The 19,524-nt window shown below is 41.9% G+C and carries 19 protein-coding genes; 14 read left to right on the forward strand and 5 right to left on the reverse strand.

Features of this window, described 5'->3' with window-relative positions; translation table 11 throughout:
- Positions 1-19 precede the first annotated feature (19 nt).
- Entirely contained in the window at positions 20-367 is a 348-nt protein-coding gene (locus RRG12_RS06855) for a hypothetical protein (RefSeq protein WP_420758776.1), read from the forward strand.
- Between the two features lie 80 nt (positions 368-447).
- Here RRG12_RS06855 and RRG12_RS06860 read toward each other — a convergent pair whose 3' ends face one another.
- Positions 448-1,098 (reverse strand): nucleotidyltransferase family protein, encoded by a 651-nt coding sequence (locus RRG12_RS06860; RefSeq protein ID WP_420758777.1) that lies wholly within the window; start codon positions 1,096-1,098, stop codon positions 448-450.
- Between the two features lie 53 nt (positions 1,099-1,151).
- A complete protein-coding gene (locus tag RRG12_RS06865; RefSeq protein WP_420758778.1) occupies positions 1,152-2,204 on the reverse strand; it encodes a GTP cyclohydrolase II in 1,053 nt (350 codons plus the stop codon).
- Between the two features lie 443 nt (positions 2,205-2,647).
- On the opposite strand from RRG12_RS06865, the gene RRG12_RS06870 reads away from it, so the two are divergent.
- The gene (locus RRG12_RS06870) at positions 2,648-3,130 is read left to right on the forward strand and encodes a tetratricopeptide repeat protein (protein WP_069074385.1); all 483 of its coding nucleotides are present in this window, start codon (positions 2,648-2,650) and stop codon (positions 3,128-3,130) included.
- Between the two features lie 21 nt (positions 3,131-3,151).
- Complete coding sequence (locus RRG12_RS06875) at positions 3,152-3,664, forward strand: ABC transporter substrate-binding protein (RefSeq protein ID WP_420758779.1); 513 nt, start codon at positions 3,152-3,154, stop codon at positions 3,662-3,664.
- 56 nt (positions 3,665-3,720) lie between these two features.
- On the opposite strand, the gene RRG12_RS06880 is transcribed toward RRG12_RS06875, so the two are convergent.
- A complete protein-coding gene (locus RRG12_RS06880; protein ID WP_420758780.1) occupies positions 3,721-4,950 on the reverse strand; it encodes an ABC transporter substrate-binding protein in 1,230 nt (409 codons plus the stop codon).
- Between the two features lie 385 nt (positions 4,951-5,335).
- Between RRG12_RS06880 and RRG12_RS06885 the strand changes: the two genes are divergently transcribed.
- The 8 genes from RRG12_RS06885 to RRG12_RS06920 all read left to right on the forward strand — a co-directional run bounded on the left by RRG12_RS06885 (position 5,336) and on the right by RRG12_RS06920 (position 13,469).
- Positions 5,336-6,682 (forward strand): FAD-binding oxidoreductase, encoded by a 1,347-nt coding sequence (locus RRG12_RS06885; protein ID WP_420758781.1) that lies wholly within the window; start codon positions 5,336-5,338, stop codon positions 6,680-6,682.
- 369 nt (positions 6,683-7,051) lie between these two features.
- A complete protein-coding gene (gene rtcA, locus RRG12_RS06890; RefSeq protein WP_420758782.1) occupies positions 7,052-8,098 on the forward strand; it encodes an RNA 3'-terminal phosphate cyclase in 1,047 nt (348 codons plus the stop codon).
- A 411-nt stretch (positions 8,099-8,509) separates the two neighbouring features.
- On the forward strand, positions 8,510-9,274 hold the full coding sequence (locus RRG12_RS06895) for a sulfite exporter TauE/SafE family protein (protein WP_420758783.1): 765 nt from the start codon (positions 8,510-8,512) through the stop codon (positions 9,272-9,274).
- A gap of 298 nt (positions 9,275-9,572) precedes the next feature.
- The gene (locus RRG12_RS06900; RefSeq protein WP_069071622.1) at positions 9,573-10,712 is read left to right on the forward strand and encodes a sulfate ABC transporter substrate-binding protein; all 1,140 of its coding nucleotides are present in this window, start codon (positions 9,573-9,575) and stop codon (positions 10,710-10,712) included.
- Positions 10,713-10,952: 240 nt separating this feature from the next.
- Positions 10,953-11,813, forward strand: coding sequence for a sulfate ABC transporter permease subunit CysT (cysT, locus tag RRG12_RS06905; RefSeq protein WP_069071621.1), 861 nt, complete (start codon positions 10,953-10,955; stop codon positions 11,811-11,813).
- Positions 11,800-12,675, forward strand: coding sequence for a sulfate ABC transporter permease subunit CysW (gene cysW, locus RRG12_RS06910; RefSeq protein WP_420758784.1), 876 nt, complete (start codon positions 11,800-11,802; stop codon positions 12,673-12,675). Before cysT ends, cysW begins: the two co-directional genes overlap by 14 nt.
- Positions 12,676-12,824: 149 nt before the next feature.
- Positions 12,825-13,091 (forward strand): NIL domain-containing protein, encoded by a 267-nt coding sequence (locus RRG12_RS06915; protein ID WP_069071619.1) that lies wholly within the window; start codon positions 12,825-12,827, stop codon positions 13,089-13,091.
- A 180-nt stretch (positions 13,092-13,271) separates the two neighbouring features.
- Positions 13,272-13,469 carry an NIL domain-containing protein gene (locus RRG12_RS06920; protein ID WP_420758785.1) on the forward strand — a complete coding sequence of 66 codons (198 nt, stop codon included), beginning with the start codon at positions 13,272-13,274 and terminating at the stop codon, positions 13,467-13,469.
- A 27-nt stretch (positions 13,470-13,496) separates the two neighbouring features.
- Here the strand turns inward: RRG12_RS06920 and RRG12_RS06925 are convergent, their stop codons facing one another.
- Positions 13,497-14,087, reverse strand: a complete 591-nt coding sequence (locus tag RRG12_RS06925) for a Crp/Fnr family transcriptional regulator (RefSeq protein ID WP_420758786.1) — start codon at positions 14,085-14,087, stop codon at positions 13,497-13,499.
- A gap of 334 nt (positions 14,088-14,421) precedes the next feature.
- On the opposite strand from RRG12_RS06925, the gene ldpA reads away from it, so the two are divergent.
- From ldpA to RRG12_RS06940, 3 genes are all read left to right on the forward strand, one after another.
- Positions 14,422-15,582, forward strand: coding sequence for a circadian clock protein LdpA (gene ldpA, locus RRG12_RS06930; protein WP_420758787.1), 1,161 nt, complete (start codon positions 14,422-14,424; stop codon positions 15,580-15,582).
- A gap of 73 nt (positions 15,583-15,655) precedes the next feature.
- Positions 15,656-17,389, forward strand: a complete 1,734-nt coding sequence (locus RRG12_RS06935) for a R3H domain-containing nucleic acid-binding protein (protein WP_420758788.1) — start codon at positions 15,656-15,658, stop codon at positions 17,387-17,389.
- A gap of 353 nt (positions 17,390-17,742) precedes the next feature.
- Complete coding sequence (locus RRG12_RS06940) at positions 17,743-18,375, forward strand: Uma2 family endonuclease (protein WP_069071613.1); 633 nt, start codon at positions 17,743-17,745, stop codon at positions 18,373-18,375.
- 126 nt (positions 18,376-18,501) lie between these two features.
- Here the strand turns inward: RRG12_RS06940 and RRG12_RS06945 are convergent, their stop codons facing one another.
- Positions 18,502-19,374: a D-alanyl-D-alanine carboxypeptidase family protein gene (locus tag RRG12_RS06945; RefSeq protein WP_420758789.1), complete on the reverse strand. Its 873-nt coding sequence runs from the start codon at positions 19,372-19,374 to the stop codon at positions 18,502-18,504.
- Positions 19,375-19,524: the final 150 nt, after the last annotated feature.

Here is a 19,524-nt window from a genome sequence, read left to right on the forward strand (position 1 = left end):
GTAAAGGCTATTTCATTTAGTGAATCATCTTTGTTCTACAAAAAGCGATGTCTCCCACGGGCTACGCCTACCCTTTTCTTCCCTATTGCTACGTAAAATTAAGTCCGAAGATAGTGTGTACCTCAACATAGAAGAACTAAGCTTGGTGTATAAGTTTGGGGAAATAGTGATGAATAAGGAAACAGTTCCTAGTCAAGCTGAAAAGTCTACTCCAGAAGGTGATGCAGCACAATTAAGTCCAGAGGTACTGGACAAAATCAAACACCCTGCGAGAATAGACGATGTTATTCGGGAGCAATCGCCAGAAGAACGTAAAACTAACCCAGCTTTAGTACCGGAAATGATTGATGATCCAACTGAAGATTGATTGGGTTTGTGAAAGAATAATCGAAATACTTTGATTCCCGACTTCTTCAAGCAGTCGGGAATCTTGTTAGGAATCTATTGCTATCCAATATTATGCAGTTGTTCCTGATATATTTCTGGCGTGTTGATATCTAATAGTACAGCCGGATGATCAAATTTCACATGATGAATTACTGGATAAAATTCTTTGATAATTTGGCGTAAACCTAAGCTTTCCTCGCGGATATTTTGTAAGTGCGATCGCATCCCATTACTGAATAACAATGGATGTCCCATTTTACCTTCATAGCTGGGTGCAGTAATCATTGCTGAAGTGTCTTGGTGTGCTAGGATTAATCGCTGGTAAATCTCTAATTCTCTGGGTTGATCAACTGCGGAAATTGCTAATATTTCAAAGCTTGGAGGAATATGTTGCAACCCTGTGAGCAGAGAAGTTGTTTTACCAACATTGGCATGAGGATTAATTACAGCGAAACTGCCATCAGGACAATCTATTTGTTTATTGCTGTTGTGTGAACCTAACACAACTACAGGGGTAAAATCTACACTTAACCACTGTTCTAATTGATAAGTTAATAAGGTTTTACCTTCACCCCAAGGGAGTGAAGTTTTGCAAGTACCCATACGAGTAGATTTACCCGCTGCCAGAACAATAGCAAAGTTGTGACTCAGATCCCCGACTTCTTGAAGAAGTCGGGGATCTGAGTCTAGCTTTAGGAAGTGAGATTCCACTCTACATTGCTCCCAAATCTAAGAGGATGTTTGAAAAGTGTTTCGCTGTGATGTTATACTATTTCACGAAATACTTGATTCAAATGATTTGTCTCTAATTCTTTCCCCCTGCTCCCCTGCCTCCTATTTGTATCAACTTTAAAGTGAAACGAGTAGGCATCAGCGCGATCGCCTCCTTCTTGACGCTTCCGGGCATTGTAAACTAAGAATTTCGTCACCTCTCCTAAAGCGCGGCCTTCTTTGCGACAATAGACAATTACACCCACACGGCCTTCCTGTGCTGTTTGGACGCACACTTCAATCCCATGTGCCAAATAGGGGCGACAGGTGCAAATATCTGAACCAAACACATCAGAACCGTTGCATTCATCATGAACCCGCACCGCTACCGGTTTATTGGGATCAGCGATCGCAGCCAAATCACCGATAATATACACCGTCACGCCTCCAATTGGCGGCAAAAATACCTCCAAATCCGATCGCGTCACCAATTCGGGAAACATCCCGCCAGTTTGTTCAAATAAAGCGCGACGCAACTCTGATTCGGCAATGCCAAAGCGCTTGGCAATTCCTGGTAAATACCAAACAGGTTCAACTGCGGCTTTGGTGACAACCAAATCACCACCTGGTTTCATGATTTTGCCATCTACCTGCAAACGACCTTTGTCTATGGCATCTTGCAATTCTGGCATATTGATATGAGCTTGAGTAATTGCGATCGTGGGACGAATATCATATCCCTGTTGGCAATAGGATGCGAACACCTCAGATGCGATCGCCCCGTAAGGGTCGAGGGATACTATCTTATCAGGGTCAGCCCAACTAGGGTGAGGCCCAATATGCTCCACTGGGGATGTATTCGTTAAATCCGCCCGATGATCCGACTGTAAAGCACCGCTAGCCACAGCTAGAGCACGATAAATCGCATAACTGCCAGAGTGAGTGCCAATCACGTTGCGATGTACTTGCTTAGTTAGCGTAGCAATAATCGGCCCGCGTTCCTTATGATCGGCTGCTCCCCAATTAATGGGGATTGGTTTAGGGCCAAAGCTACTAGGATGAGAAGTAAGAACAATATGCCTGGAAACGTCGTTTTGCTTTGGCATAGTCATTATTTTTTAGGGATGTTTTTATCAGCTATTACTCACTAGGGATCTGTCAACTACCTCTAGTAAGTTTTTCTTTTTATCAACCAGAATTCAGGAGTCAGGAGTCAGGAGTCAGAATGAATCCTCTACGACTGGCGAATGAATAAATGGGTTTAAGAACCCACCAAAGAACACATTTGGTGGTTTTCAAGATGTTTTCCGACATAATAAAGCGAGTCCGCAAGTATCTTGATTCTGATTCCTGGATTCTGAATACTGAATTCTTCAAGACTCTAAATGTCTAGTGTGGTATTAGTCGTATTGCTGAATCCAATAAATAACACAGAAAATTCATAATTAGCAATTAATCAGCGCAAATTTAAAGATGACTTTAAAAATGAATTAATAGATATATTTTGTGAGAAAGTTAATACAAAGGTATATTCACTGATCTCAAATTCATGGATTCTTTATCTATCAATTCCTTACTTGAAGAGTTGAAAAACCCCGATGCTACAGTCCGGGACAAAGCAACCAGAAAAATCTGGCGGATCTGGTTTCAGCAAAAGGGAATCTATGGGCTGGAAATAATTGACCGCAGTCAAAAGTTACTGGATGCTGGTGAAATTGCTGAAGCCGAAACAGCACTGACAGCACTTATAAAAGATCAGCCAGATTTTGCCGAAGCTTGGAATCGTCGGGCTTTCCTGTATTACAGTATTGGCGATTACCAAAAATCTCTGGCAGATTGTCAGATGGTTGTGCAGATAAATCCAATACATTTTGGGGCACTTCACGGTATGGGCTTGTGCTATGCGGCACTAGGACAATATGGGCAAGCGATCCGAGCTTTTCAACGTGCTTTAGAAATTCAGCCCTATTCGCTAGTGAATCAAAAGTTGATTCTAGAATGTACATTTAGATTCAGCTACAACGGCAGATAGGAGAGAGGATCATACTGTTTTATGAATCCGTCATCACCCTCATCAAGAGCAATTCATCGCCTTAATCGCCGCAATTTTATTCAATACAGTTCTATCTGGATTGATAGCAGCATTCCTGCTGCTTGTGCTAACAGCAACCAACCGTCAACTAGCAATTCTCAGTTGGATAAAGTTACCTTTGGTACAAACTGGATGGCACAAGCAGAACACGGCGGATTTTACCAGGCGATAGCCACTGGTCTTTACAAAGACTACGGTTTAGATGTAAGCATCAAAATGGGTGGCCCCCAGGTTCCCAGTGGTACTCAATTGTTGATGGGGGATGCGGTAGATGTCTTTATGAGTTATGGCATGGATGCCGTAAATGCCATAGCACGAGATATTCCCAAAATCACAGTTGCAGCAATTTTCCAGAAAGACCCTTGGTGTCTCATTGCACATCCCAACCCAGCAATTAAAACCCTTGCCGACCTTAAAGGCAAACCAATTTACGTTTCTGCTTCTGCTAATATTACCTACTGGTCTTTACTCTAAGTAAAGTATGCTTTTACCAAAGATTAAAAATGCCCCTACAACTTTAATCCTTGCAACTATTTTATGCTTAAAAAAGAAAATTTACCCTTGACACCGTTTGGTTCCATCTTGAGTCGTGCAACGTAAAACTCTTTTTTAATTACATCACCTACTGGTGTAAAAGCAATTTCACCGAGAGGAGTTTGAAACTTTTTTGTTAGTAACTCCTTATTCAATTCTGTACGCAATTGTGGTAATTTCAATTGATTAATGTTGCTTTTTTTATCTAAAGATTGCAGCGCTTCTACATATACCTGTAAAGCAGCAAAAGCTTGAGCACTTACTTGGGGTGGTTCTCTATGATATTGTTCAAGGTAGGCTTTACGAAATGCAGTGTTAATTTCACTTGCATAGATAGGACTATAAGCTTGAGCTACAATCACGCCATCACAGAGCGCTCTGCACACAGAAAATATATGGGATGTGTTAAAACCATTGCCACCAACAATTATTCCTTTATAACCAAGTTCTCGTAATTGTTTAACTAAATTACCTCCATCTACAGCTAACCCGGATATAATCACCAAATCTGGTTTTAAATTAATAGCATCGCTGGCTTGAGCTTGAAAGTCGGTATCTGTAGTTTGAAACTTTTGGACTGTGACTAAATCCAATCCTAAATTTGTAACTGTTTTCTGAAATATTTCTGTTTCCGACTTATTGAAAGCATCATTTTGAGCGTAGAAGACAGCTACTCTTTTGATTTGGGGATTTTCTTTGAGTGCAGCTTTCACTGAATAAGGAGCAACAACAGCAACAGATGAAGAAACACGAGCCACATAATCACCAATTTCGGGAATACCTTTAGCAGTATTTGATGCTCCAATAACTGGAACTTTATTGCGTTCTGCTAGGGGATTAGCGCTAAAAGCTTGTTGTGATAGGGTAGGGCCAACAATGCCAACAACTTTATCTTTACTAATTAAAGTTTGAAAAGCATTAATGGCTCCAACTTCATCACCACCAGTATCTTGATAGACTAATTTAATTGGTCTACCATTGATACCTCCTTTGTTATTAAAATATTTCTCAGCAATTTTTACTCCATCAGTTCCTTCTTGACCAAGTAATGCTACATTGCTTGTTTGTGCAAAGGCGATACCGATAGGAATAGCATTAGCTGCACCTGTTGTCGCTGTTGGATTATTTGCGGAACTTGTATTATTACTGCCACTTTTAGCACAAGCTACCAGCATCATAGAACATGTAAATAGTAAAGCAGTTTGAGGTGTGAGCGCTTTTTTCATAGATGCGTGACCATGATGTTTGTTAGGTTGAACGCAGGTTATTTCCCTATGCAGTAATTTTACAAACAACTCCCATAGTTGCGATCGCACCCTTAATAATTCTCTGGCTAAAAAATAACACCTTCGCCGCCTTAGTAGTTTGTGCCTAGATTGTCGCCTTTTTCCCCATCGTATCTAACACTACACTAGGACTCAACAGCCTTGACCGGAATCTGCTCAACCTATTTCAACTTTAGTGCCCTATCTGACTTTATATTAAGTAAGTGGCATGAATAGTGCTGTCAAACATGAGAATTAAGATTTTACAACCCAGAGAGAGGAGCGCAGAGAATAAACTCCTCAGCGAACCTTGACGTTCCTCTGCGTTAAAAAAAGGATGTAAGCTATGACAATAAAATTGGATGCCCTGATTAATTCTCTAGAAGGGATAGAAACCATCACCGATTCCGCCCAAGTCGCAAAATTATCTCAGGATTACCACACCTTTAGTCCAGTGCTAGTGCCGAAACTAGAGGGAAAAGTGGGGGATATCGTAGTGCGTCCCGCCAATGAAGCAGAGGTTTTAAAAGTCGCAGCCGCCTGCGCGAAACACCGTATACCTGTAACTGTGCGGGGTGCGGGAACTGGGAATTATGGGCAATGTGTACCGTTGCATGGTGGCGTAATTTTAGACATGACGCGGATGCAAGAGATTCCTTGGGTAAAACCGGGGGTGGCGCGGGTAGAAGCTGGGGTGAAGTTGGCAACTTTGGATAAAAAAACCAGAGAAATCGGCTGGGAAATCCGTATGGCCCCTTCCACGTACCGCACAGCGACAATTGGCGGGTTTATTGCTGGGGGAAGTGGGGGCATTGGCTCGATTCAATATGGATTACTAGGCGATCGCGGTAATATCTTAGCACTGCGAGTAATAACTGTAGAAGATGAACCCCGTGCGATCGAGTTACGCGGCGACGATGTGCAAAAGGTGAATCATGCTTGGGGAATTAACGGCATCATCACCGAAGTCGAAATTCCCTTAGCACCAGCTTATCCTTGGGCAGAAGTCATTGTGACATTTGACGAGTTTATGACAGCAGCAAAGTTTGGTCAGGCTCTTGGTAATGCTGATGGCATGATTAAAAAGTTGATTTCTGTCTTTGCATCCCAAATTCCCCAATATTTTCACGCCCTACAACAGTACATTCCTGAAGGGACTCACCCAGTATTTTTGATAATTTCCGAACCGAGTTTGGAATTTTTACCAGGTTTGGTGCAGCAATATGGCGGCAAAATCACATATAAAAAACCAGCCGAAGAAGCTGCCAAAGGTATACATTTAGCAGAATTTACTTGGAATCACACTACCTTACACGCCCGGAGTGTAGATACTGCAATTACCTACTTACAAAGTATGTTTCCTAGCGAACGCAGTTTAAAACTAGTAGAGCAGATGTACCATCACTTCGGCGATGAAGTAATGATGCATTTGGAATTTTTTCGGGTAAACGGTGCCGTAGTTCCTGGTGCTTTGCAACTTGTGCGCTACACCACCGAAGAACGCCTCAATGAAATTATCCACTATCACGAAGAACAGGGTGTGAGTATTGCCAATCCCCACACGTATATTATTGAAGAGGGAGGCAGAAAAGTAATTGATCCTGAGCAATTAAAATTTAAAGAAATAGTTGATCCTTATGGGTTGATGAACCCCGCTAAAAGCAAAGTTCTTCAATTCAAAGTTCAAAATTAGCAAACTACGGCAAGAGATATCAGAACTTTTTCTGTATATTTGTGTAACTTCACTCTAAAAAGCTAGCTATTAAGCGTTTATAATCTGTGGTTTGATTTTAAGAGTCGTGGGGTTGAAGAAGAATTCAAAAGTCAGAATGGGCTAAACGCCCCGCTTATCGCTAACAGGAATCAGAATCAGAAAGTGGCGGATTAAGCGCGGAAAGTCGGAGCGACAACTTCCGCAGGAAAGATCAGATTGTGATGTTTTACCGTGTATTCATTCCTAAGTCGGACTCCAATTCAATTCTGAATTCTGAATTCTGACTCCTGACTCCTGACTCCTGAATTCTTTTCGGAAAACCCAAAATCCAACATCCCAAAATCGCCCATGATTGAAATTGACGGTTCCTACGGAGAGGGAGGCGGACAAGTTCTCCGCACTTCCTTAAGTCTAGCCGCCATTACCGGCGAACCCATACGAATTACAGGCATTCGCGCTGGACGCAAAAAGCCAGGATTAGCAGCACAACACTTAACAGCCGTTCGGGCTGCGGGTAGAATTTGTAATGCCCAACTACGGGGTGATGCTTTGGGTTCAATGCTACTAGAATTCATCCCAGGTAGTGCTGTGCAAGCTGGAATTTATACCTTTGATGTTAGTAAAGCACAACAAGGTGGTTCTGCGGGTGCGATCGCTCTAGTTTTACAAACAATTCTTTTACCTTTAGCACTAGCATCTGGTAATTCCCAGGTAACACTAAAGGGTGGAACTCACGTTAACTTTAGCCCGACAGTGACGTACATAGAGCAAGTTTATCTGCCCATACTGCAACGCATGGGAGTAGAAGCCCAAGTCAAGTTAGGCGCTTGGGGTTGGTATCCCCAAGGTGGGGGTGAGGTACAGTTACAGGTAGATGGTGGTGGTAAACTCGGTGGGATCAACTTGTTGGAACGGGGAAAGTTACAACAGGTGCGGGGACTAGCAGTGGTGACAGAATTGCCTTCCCATATTCCCCAACGGATGGCAAATCGTGCCGAAAATTTGTTACGGGAAGCCAATTTGAAAGTTGCTGTACAGACTTTGCGAGAAAGAGGTGTAGCACCTGGGGCGGGTATTTTCCTAACTGCTGAATATCAGAACAGCTTGACTGGCTTTGGTGGATTTGGGCGATTACGGTTGTCGGCGGAGACAGTTGCAGAGATTGCTTGTCATCAGCTGCTTGAGTTTCATCACACCGGCGCAGCAGTAGATGAACATTTAGCAGATCAGTTACTATTACCAGCTGCTTTAGCATCAGAGGAAAGTCAGTATCGAGTGGCTGAAGTGAGTAGGCATTTGACGACGAATGCAGCGGTAATTGAACAATTTGGGCTAGCGAAAATCACGGTAGATGAAGCGGAGAAAATCGTGTCTGTGATGTCTTTAAATAGATGAAATGATGAAGGATTTTACCTTCAGTTGATACCCATAAACAATTTTCTCTACAACAGACATGGTTCACTGTTGTAATTTACCAAATTATACAACAATACGGTTCATTTAAGCGCTACTTGTACAAAATTATGGGTTTTTTAGACGCGATAAATCGCCGTCTCTACAAGTATTTTGGTCTTATCTGAACTGTCTTGACTTATACAAGTTTCCCCAACTTAGTTGTTACCAATTTATATATAAAATACCGTTTTTATTGGTATAAAATTTATACCTTTACACTGAATATTATCTATACTAATATAATTTAAAAATGCTGTAGCTCTTTTAAAAACAAGAGCTTTAGATGTTTTTTGTCTAATGTAATCATCACTGCAAAGATATATTGCTAACAACATAAAAATATAATTTATAATGACTACTCCTGAATTATTCTTCCTCATTACAGTTTTCTTTATAACAAGTGTAATAAGTGTCATTACAGGAAGTACTTCTTTAATTACCGTCCCTGTAATGTTGCAATTGAGTATTGAACCGCGCATTGCTCTTGCCACTAATATGTTGGCATTAACTTTTATGAGTGTTGGTGGTACATTGCCTTTTATTGGCAAAAAAGCAATTGATCGCAGTCGCTTGCCAATCATGATTTCTCTAACACTTTTAGGCTCAATTATCGGTGCATTATTTGTTTTAGTTGTACCTTCAAAATCGATGCCTCTGATTATCTCAGTTTTGATGATTGTGGTTGCCGTATTTTCAATCACTAATCGGAATGCTGGAATTGTTTCAAGAATAGGGAAACCATCGCAAATAGCAGAAATTGGTGGATATGTGGCTACTTTTGTGCTTGGTGTTTATGGTGGTTTCTTTAGTGGTGGCTATGTCACCATGCTCACAGCAGCTTATGTGAGTCTATTTCGGATGACATTTGTGCAAGCGATCGCAAATACAAAATTTATCAACATTTTTTCTTCACTGATTGCCACCATTATTTTCTTTACACAGGGAATAGTTGATTACAAGTTAGGTATTATTCTGAGTATTACTATGTTTGTTGGTGGAATCGTCGGATCGCGAGTTGCTCTCAGACTCAGCAACATTTGGTTACGGCGTATATTTCTCACTACAGTAATCATCCTTGCACTAAAGACATTACTTGATTTTGTAGCACTGCGTTGAGCGAAGCTGATTTCTACGACGGGCTACACCTACGCTACAACAAACAAACTATCCTCAAAAACTAGCCATTACCTAGCAAGTTGCTTGATACACTAAGTAGCTGATTGTGATGACAACTTGATAGTTGAAAATAAAAGCATTTGTAATTCCTCACATAACTGGTAGAATCACCATATTCTTGATAAAGAATCTGAGGTTTTTTGATATTTGCGACTGGATACATGAAATCATCCAGTATTATAAACAGTATATAACTGTATTCCCATCGATTATTTGTAGATTTAGTGGAGGAAATGGAATGAGTTTGTGGCAACGCCAACTGAAAAGATTAGAAGCGATCGCTGAACACTTAACGTATCGGTTCAGACTAAATTCGCTCAAAGGCTTTGTATCACTCTTTTTGGTAGGAACCTTATTGAGTGTGGCACTTGCCGCCTGCTCTGGTGAAACTGGGAATAATTCTTCTACAGAAGCCCCTGCTGCTAGTCCTGTGGCTGCAAGTAAGCAAAATGTTGAAATAACCCTAGTTTCTTTTGCAGTTACCAAAGCCGCTCACGAAGCTATTATTCCTAAGTTTGTAGAACAGTGGAAGAAAGATCATAACCAAACTGTCACCTTCAAACAAAGCTATGGTGGTTCTGGTTCTCAAACTCGCGCCGTTATCGATGGTTTGGAAGCAGATGTTGTCCACTTAGCACTAGCTGGAGACACTTCAAAGATTGAGAAAGCTGGATTAATTCAGCCAGGATGGGAGAAAGAAGTTCCCAACAATGGCATTGTCTCCAAATCAGTTGCAGCATTAGTGACTCGTTCAGGCAATCCTAAAGGCATCAAGAACTGGCCAGATTTAGCCAAAGATGGTGTGAAATTGATTACTGCTAATCCCAAAACATCAGGCGTTGCTAAGTGGAATTTCTTAGCACTATGGGATTCTGTGATTAAAACAGGTGGCGATGAGGCTAAAGCTACTGAATTTGTGACTAAAGTTTACAAAAATGTGCCAATCTTGCCTAAAGATGCGCGGGAAGCTACAGATACATTCGCCAAGCAAGGACAGGGAGATGTCTTAATCAACTACGAAAACGAAGTTATTTTGGCACAGCAAAAGGGCGAAAAAGTTGAGTATGTAGTTCCCGATGTGAATATTTCCATTGACAATCCGATCGCTGTGGTAGATACAAACGTTGATAAGCATGGCAACCGCGAAGTTGCCGAAGGATTTGTCAAATTCCTCTACACTCCAGAAGCACAGCAAGAGTTTGTCAAATTGGGATTCCGACCGGTAGATGAGACTTTAGCTCAAACTAAAGAAGTCACTGATAAATTTCCCAAGGTGAAAACTTTGGGTACTGTTGCAGACTTGGGCGGTTGGGAAGCAATTGATAACAAGTTCTTCGCAGATGGGGGCGTGTTTGACAAGATTCAAGCCCAAAAATAAACGGTAACTAAATAATTCGTAATTCGTAATTTGTAATTCTTAATGGCTCTCTTTAGGAGACGCTACGCGAATGGCGAGAAGCAAGCTATGTAATTCGTAGAGAGTGTGTAAGTCCTATAGGAATTACAAATTAACAATTACGAATACTGACCGAAACAGACTCATAATACAGAGCAAGTAAATTTATTTATGAGTATTGTGAATTTTGAATTTTGAATTTTGAATTCGGAGCGAAGCGACGTGACGACTGTATCTCCTGCTGTGGAAATTGAACGCAAAACACCGTTTTGGAAGAAATTCGGGCGAGTTCCTTGGACTTGGCGAATCACCATTGGATACCTGACGGTGATGTTGTTTATCCCCATAATTGCCATGTTCCTGAAAGCAGGTACAGAACCTCCATCTAGATTTTGGGCGATCGCAACCAGTGATATCGCATTAGCGACATATAACGTAACTTTTGTTACAGCCCTATTTGCGGCTTTCCTGAATGGCATTTTTGGAACTCTAATTGCCTGGGTTCTGGTTCGCTACGACTTTCCCTTAAAGCGTTTGATTGACGCCACAGTGGATTTACCATTTGCACTACCAACTTCGGTAGCAGGGCTAACCTTAGCAACAGTTTACAGTGATAATGGCTGGATAGGTTCGCTACTAGCACCACTGGGAATTAAAGTAGCTTTTACCCGCACCGGAGTAGCGGTGGCAATGATATTTATCTCACTACCTTTTATTGTGAGAACTGTGCAACCCGTACTTCAAGAAATGGAACAGGAAATTGAAGAAGCTGCTTGGTGTCTGGGTGCTTCTCAATGGCAGACCTTTTGGAAAGTGATTTTGCCACCTTTATTTCCGACGATTTTGACTGGTGTTGCTTTGGGTTTCTCTCGTGCAGTTGGGGAGTATGGGTCAACTGTGATTATCTCTTCCAATACGCCCTATCAAGACTTGATCGCACCTGTACTGATTTTCCAACGCTTAGAGCAGTATGACTATTCTGGTGCAACAGTAATTGGCATAGTTTTACTATCAATTTCGTTGGTACTGCTATTGGCAATTAATTTCTTACAAGCATGGGCAAGGCGATATGACACTAGATAAGCCAAGTTTTCACTCATCTACATCTGATACAAATACAGCCAAGCCGCAAGAACAGAAGAGTTGGGTTCCACTAGTTTTAATTGGGATAGCGATCGCCTATTTAGCCCTAGTTCAATACATCCCTGCAATCAACGTTTTTTTCCAGGCCTTCAGCAAAGGAGTTGGGCCATTTCTATCCAACCTAACGCGACCTGCTTTTCTCCATGCAGCTTGGCTAACGCTATTGTTGGCTGTGATTTCTCTGCCCTTGAATACTGTGTTTGGGCTATGTGCAGCTTGGGCGATCGCTCGTCACAAATTTCCTGGACGCGCCATAGTATTGAGCATTATTGACTTGCCCTTTTCGATTTCGCCTGTAGTTGCAGGATTGATGATTGTGCTTCTTTATGGACGCAATGGGTGGTTTGGCCCTTGGCTCCAGGCACTTGATATCAAGATTATCTTTGCATTTCCAGGTATGGTGTTGGCTACAGCTTTTGTGAGTATGCCCTTTGTGGCGCGGGAAGTAATTCCTGTTTTAGAAGAATTTGGCAAGGATCAAGAAGAAGCTGCTAGAACTTTAGGTGCGAAAGATTGGCAGATATTTTGGCGCGTCACCCTGCCTAGTATCCGCTGGGGTTTACTCTACGGTTTAATTTTGACCAATGCCAGAGCAATGGGTGAATTCGGAGCAGTTTCAGTGGTATCTGGCAACATTGCTGACCAAACCCAAAGCTTACCATTGTTTGTAGAAGATGCTTACAAACAATATGAAACTGAAGCTGCTTTCTCTGCGGCTGTACTGTTAGCGTTGCTAGCAGTAGTAACCCTAGTGCTGAAAGAGATTCTGGAACGGAAAACCCGCATTAAAGATGTTGAATAGAAAAATCAAGCGATTATAGTTATCCTTTGAATAGGATACAAGCAAATCATGGGATAAGGTGCAATCTACCTAGTACCTATTAGGAAATTACCATTAGGGTTAAGGGTAGTTCTGTACCAATCCCGATCAGGGATGAGAATAACTCAGATATGGCTACTGACAATACACTTACCAATAAACGGATTCGACTAAGAATTCCTAAGGATTATCACCAGGAACCAGTTATTTCTCGCCTGGTGTCTGACTATGGGCTGACTGTGAATATCACGGCAGCAATTTTGGGAGCCAATGCTGTCGGTGATGGTTGGTTTGACCTTGAACTACAAGGAACAGACGCACAAATTGAGAGCGGGTTAACCTATCTCCATGATTTAGAATTGGAAGTCTGGGATGACACTAAAGCAACTGATTGGTAAAGGCTAGGACTTACGCATTGACAAGAAATACCAAATATGTGTCAGGTGAAAACCCAAATCTTTCCTAGGGGTTTAGCATTCTAAACCCCTACAGCATCGTCTATTTACGGGTACGGTATCAACAAGATTCTCTGCCAAACCAAAAAATTGCGTAGGCGCAGCTCACCGTAGGCAGAACTATTGACCGAGTTAGTTTCTCGTTATGGACTAATAGTTAATATTACCAGTGCTATACTTCAACCCGATACCGAAAATGACGGCTGGTTTGACTTAGATTTGTGGGGGAGAACAAAGCAACTATACTCTAGCCTGAGTTATTTAGAAAAACTGGGGCTACCGATTTGGCTAGATTTGTCTAGCGTTTATAGCGATCGCTAAGGTAAGAATTCAGAATGCTGAAATAATCTAAATTTCGTAGTACCAAATTTCTTCTTCTCGCAACACAATTCGATGCAGGGAGAGACGATTAATCAAGCCCTCTTGCTCAAACTGACCAAGAACACGAGTGATGGTAACACGAGTTGAACCGAGCATTTCTGCCAAGTCTTCATGAGTCAGACGCATATCTATTAAACGTCCCTTCTCAACTTCCGAACCAAACTTTTTGGATAACCATGTCAACAATTTGATGAGCATAGTATCCACTTTTTTATGGCTACGAATGATCATCAATTCTTGAGCCTGTTGAATATGGGCAAGTAGAGTTTCTGTTAGTTCAGTCCACTCTTCTAAAGGTAAGACTGTTGCCTCCACTTTAGTTAGGCATTCCATCTGATAAGGTTCTATTTTTGACAAAGTTCTGCCAACGACATCTCCAGGACCCCACAAGCCCAGAGCGACAGTCGTACCATCTTCCAGATAGGTAAAAGTTCGGACAAAACCCGTTTCAATCTTCCAAAGTCCGTTTTGATGCTCTGGTAAAAATGACCTACGGGCAAAAAAATGCTTAGTATTATTACTGGTGGAGCTAGATAAGCTTGTGTACAAAGACACCATGTTATTTAAGAGCTATTCTCCGATAAACTAACCGTAGTATTATATTTATATCAGGTTTTAAGAACCTATGGATATTTTAAAGAGGGGAGTGAGGGAGAAATAACTAATTCCAAATGCCCCATGCCCGAATGGCACTAAGATAAGCCCAAAGTTTTGTATTGCCTCCAGGCTGGGAACCAGCTAGGACATGGGCTATATCTTAACTGAGTGTCATTCGCCCAATTCCCAATGCCCCAAAGGGGGTTCCGATTTCCCCAATCCCTGAATCAGGAAATCCGGACTTTTTCTTGATCACAGACTACTATTTTTAGTCGCATAAACGCATAATAGAAGTGTGACTGATCTGTTCGCCCCTTTACAATCTCTCAAACAAGGTGACTGGTTCAAGCTGATCTGCGGAGCCAGCTTCCAGCATTTGCCGGCAGTCAGAAATTTAACGTTAGCCTATACTTTGGCGGGCGCTGACTGCATAGATGTTGCAGCTGATCCAGCGGTGATTGCAGCAGCGCAAGCAGGGCTACAAGTAGCCAAATCTCTGGCTATGGATGCCCAAAAGCGAGGCTTTGGCAAAAGAGGCAACTCACCCTTTTTGATGGTTAGCCTGAACGATGGAGAAGACCCCCATTTTCGGAAAGCAGAATTTAATCCTAGTGAATGTCCTACAGACTGCCCTAGACCCTGTGAACGGATTTGCCCTGCACAAGCAATTGTGTTTAACAGTAGAAAAGAAGACTTTTCGGGAGTAGTATCCGAAAAGTGCTATGGCTGCGGTCGTTGCATACCAATTTGTCCATACGATATGATCTATACATCATTGTATGTGTCAACGCCGGCAGCGATCGCGCCGTTGGTAATGTCAACGGGAGTAGATGCCGTAGAAATCCATACAAAAGTTGGGCGGTTGGCAGAATTTGAGCAATTATGGCAAGCAATTTCACCGTGGGCCGATCAACTAAAGTTACTAGCCATCAGCTGTCCCGATGGCGAGGGGATGACTGACTACCTGAGAGCGCTGTATGACCTGATTGCCCCACTAAAGGGTGCTTTAATTTGGCAGACCGACGGTCGTCCTATGAGTGGTGATATTGGCGATGGCACTACAATAGCCGCGGTGAAATTAGGGCAAAAAGTTTTGGCAGCAAAGTTACCGGGATATGTGCAGTTAGCAGGCGGCACAAATAGCTATACCGTTGCTAAGTTAAAGGCAATGGGACTACTCAGCGATTTGAGATTGCCGATTTTAGATTTTGGATTAGAAGACACCAATCCCCAATCTAAAATCCAAAATCCAAAATCCAAAATTTCTGGGGTCGCCTACGGTAGCTACGCCCGCGTACTGCTGTCACCAATTCTCGAACAGTTAGAGAATAAGGAGGTAAGTAACACTAATGTGAAGGCGACTGTTCGCCTAGAAGAAGATGACATATTACTTTGGCAAGCTGTAGAACTTGCCCATTCTCTCGTTTCCCAGATCAAGTCACAGCAGGAGCTTTAATCGCTCGTTCGGAAAATGCCCAGGGCGGGTTCTCCTGCACGCAAATGTCCTCGCTATCTCTCGCATAGAAAGCATGACGATTACAGACGATCTCCAAAAGTTATTAGACATTTTGCCCCAAGACCTGCGACAAGTACTAGAGAGTCATCCCAAACGAGATATTTTAGTAGAAGTGGTCTTGGATTTGGGTCGTCGCCCAGAGGCTCGCTTTCCCAATCAAGCTGAGTATCTGAGCGAAGTACCTGTTACTCAAGAACAGATAGATGATTGCATTCAACGAGTCGGAATCTTTGGCGGAGATAATCGGGCAGGAATTGAGCAAACTTTGCATCGGATCAGTGCCATCCGCAATCGCACGGGTAAGATTATTGGCTTGACCTGTCGCGTTGGTCGGGCGGTATTCGGAACCATTGGCATGATCCGCGATTTGGTAGAAACAGGTAAATCGATTCTCATGCTGGGGCGTCCAGGCGTAGGCAAAACTACCGCCTTACGGGAAATTGCCCGTGTTTTAGCAGATGATCTGCATAAGCGAGTGGTAATTATTGACACCTCCAACGAAATTGCTGGGGATGGTGATGTTGCTCACCCCGCTATTGGTCGCGCTCGGCGGATGCAAGTGGCTCATCCAGATCAACAGCATCAGGTGATGATTGAGGCAGTGGAGAACCACATGCCAGAAGTTATCGTCATTGATGAAATTGGCACAGAACTGGAAGCTTTAGCGGCTCGTACCATTGCGGAACGGGGTGTACAGTTGGTAGGTACTGCCCACGGGAATCAGATCGAAAATCTGATTAAAAACCCCACCTTGGCTGATTTAGTTGGGGGTATCCAAGCTGTGACACTGGGAGACGACGAAGCCAGACGCCGGGGCAGTCAAAAGACTGTTTTGGAGCGGAAAGCCCCTCCTACCTTTGAAATTGCTGTGGAAATGTTGGAACGCCAACGCTGGACAGTACACGAAAGTGTTGCTGACACCGTAGATAATCTATTGCGGGGGCGTCAGCCTAGCCCACAAACGAGAACCGTTGATGACCACGGCAAAGTCGCGGTCACAAGGCAGTTAGCTGTTGTTAACGGTCGCGGTGGACAGCTAGGGACAGTGGAGGATTCTTTCCCACCGGCGCGGGCGTCTAATGGCTGGCGTTCATCTGGACAAATGGTAGCACTGCCGCAATTGCCTGTAGAGCGGGTAACTGGACGCAGTGAGTTTGACCGTTTGCTGGATGAATCCTTCAATTATTCTGAAAGCATTGATTTGGATGCTGCTACAAGAGTGCCAGGGCCCAATGGTGAAGATTTGCCATTGCACGTTTACCCTTATGGCGTTAGCCGCCACCAACTGGAACAGGTAATTAGTGTGCTAACTTTGCCCGTGGTATTGACAAAAGATATAGATAGTGCTGATGCAATTTTAGCACTGCGATCGCACGTCAAAAACCACGCCAAATTACGCCAAATGGCTAAAGCGCGTCATGTACCCATCCACATGATTAAGTCCAGCACCATTCCCCAAATCACCCGTGGTTTGCGGCGCTTATTGAACATCGATGACCCAGAAATGGCCGATGACCGAGAACTGCAACTATTTTTGCATAACGGTAGCGATGATGAGATGGATGCTTTAGAAGAAGCTAGACTTGCTGTTGAGCAAATTGTGATTCCGAAAGGACAGCCAGTCGAGTTATTACCGCGTTCTCCCCAAGTCCGCAAAATGCAACATGAGTTGGTAGAACATTATCGCCTCAAGTCGCATAGTTTTGGCGAAGAACCAAATAGAAGATTGCGGATTTATCCGGCGTAATCTCACCCCCAGCCCCTCTCCAAAATGGAGAGGGGAGTATAGAAAATCAAGGGTGTGGTTTTGAATGTAGACATCTCCAGAAATTAAATATGCATTATCCAGAAGCCTTGTAAAGAAGTATTAGCAATACTACGTCTTTACACTCTTTTTCACCAAATTTTACCTCAATATCCTCATGGAAGAACATGTGGAAAGGTGGTGAGAGTTTAAAAATATTCATCAATCATTATTGATAAAATAGATTAGGATAAATGTCTATTTTGTTTAGCTGTCAGTTGTAAGTTTGAGGCTTGATATCCGATTTTTACTGGTTACTGAATACTGTTTATTACTTACTGATTCTGCGAGGAGTTATGCTGCTAACTGAAAATCGCGCTGATCGAGTAGTTCTCTACAATATCAGTTGGCAACAATTTGAAAATTTATTACTCGATTTAGGTGAAACCCGTGCAGCTAAGGTAGCTTATGATGATGGCACATTAGAGATTATGACACCATTACCAGAACATGAATATTACAAAGAAATAATTGGTGACATCATCAAAGATACGGCTGAAGTTTTAGAACTAGATTATGAGTGTTATGGCTCTAGTACCTGGAAACGAGAGCTAAAAAAGGCAGGAATAGAAGCCGATAATTGTTTTTATTTCCAAAATGAAGCACTAATTCGAGGTAAGCTCAAGTTTAATTTAAATCAAGATCCTCCTCCCGATTTGGCTTTAGAGATTGATATTACTAGTAAATCTTTAGATCGCTTTCCTATTTATGCACGGTTAGGTGTGCCTGAAATCTGGTGTTATGATTCTGGGGAAATCAAAATTTATCAGTTACAAGGTGAAGAATATCTTCAAAGAGAGATAAGTCTAGTGTTTCCTAACCTGAACATCCACGAGATTCCTTTACTAATTGAAAGATATCGCATGGCAGGAAGACGAGTTTTCCGAGAAGCAATTAGGGAATGGGTAAGGGGACAGGTTGTTAAATAGGATACTTTCAAGATGTAAATTAATCAGGAAGTTTTGCTCCTAGTTAGCAGCTTTATTTTGCATAGCTAAATCTCTGAAAATATATATTCTAGGTTAGTATTCTCAATTTTTCATGTTATCTAAAAATTATAATGGCGTAATCCAATAAGTAATCCCACGGACAACTTGTTTGTTAAAACCAAACATAGGTAAATTCTCTTCAGATAAACCTACATAAGTCCAATGTGGAATATCATTTTCTACAGTTTGAAACCAACCATTTTGATTAAGAGCTTTTCTTTGTTCTTTACTACCTACGCGTAAATCAATTGCTAATCCCCAGAGATGTTGTGAAGTTCCAGGAGGTGCAACTAAACCGAGAATTTTTGTTTCTTTTCCCGCTTTCACTTTTGCCAAAACTTGATTGTTGGCATATTTATACCAAAATCTTAAGTTCGTGTTGAAAGTGCGAGTACAATCACCAGAACCATAACCAGATTTTAGCGGAATTCTTTGTAGCGATCGCGCTTTATTTAAAGCCTCAGCCGCCGACTTTTGTAAGTAACAGTCTCTAGTGCCATCGACATGACCCATTGTTAAAGTAGCTTGAAAATCTTGGGTTTCTTGTTCATTGGCAAAGATATGTTTTGGTGGCAGTTTCATCCCGATATCTTGATTTACAAAGACTGCACCATAAGCTCGTAACAAAATATATTCATAAGTACCAGGCTGGGGAATTGTGGTTAAATTTCTAGCGATCGCAGATAAAAAACGCTGTTGATGATTTAATTTTGGGTTGGGAATAAATGGTTCTGATATTGTCTCTTTAGAGGTATCTGTACAAGTTAATGAATCATTGCTCAAGCATCCGTTTAATGGTTGGGCAGTTATAGCAACTTTGTGATGGGTAATCTCATTGCTAGCTACTAATATAAAAATTATCAAGATAACTATACTAATGAAACTTATCTTTCTAACAATTCTATTAAGTGATTTTTTCTTTTTGAAGGTGAGTTTCATTTTTAAATAATTGCTTAGTTGATTTAAGTAAAATTAATTAATTTGTTGAAAATATTTACTATTACTGAGTTAGATAATAAAGAATAGAAATATAAATAAATCACTAATACTTGCTTAAAATTATGTACAACTTATACAAAATATTTCATG

Source organism: Nostoc sp. CALU 546 (genome assembly GCF_048836525.1).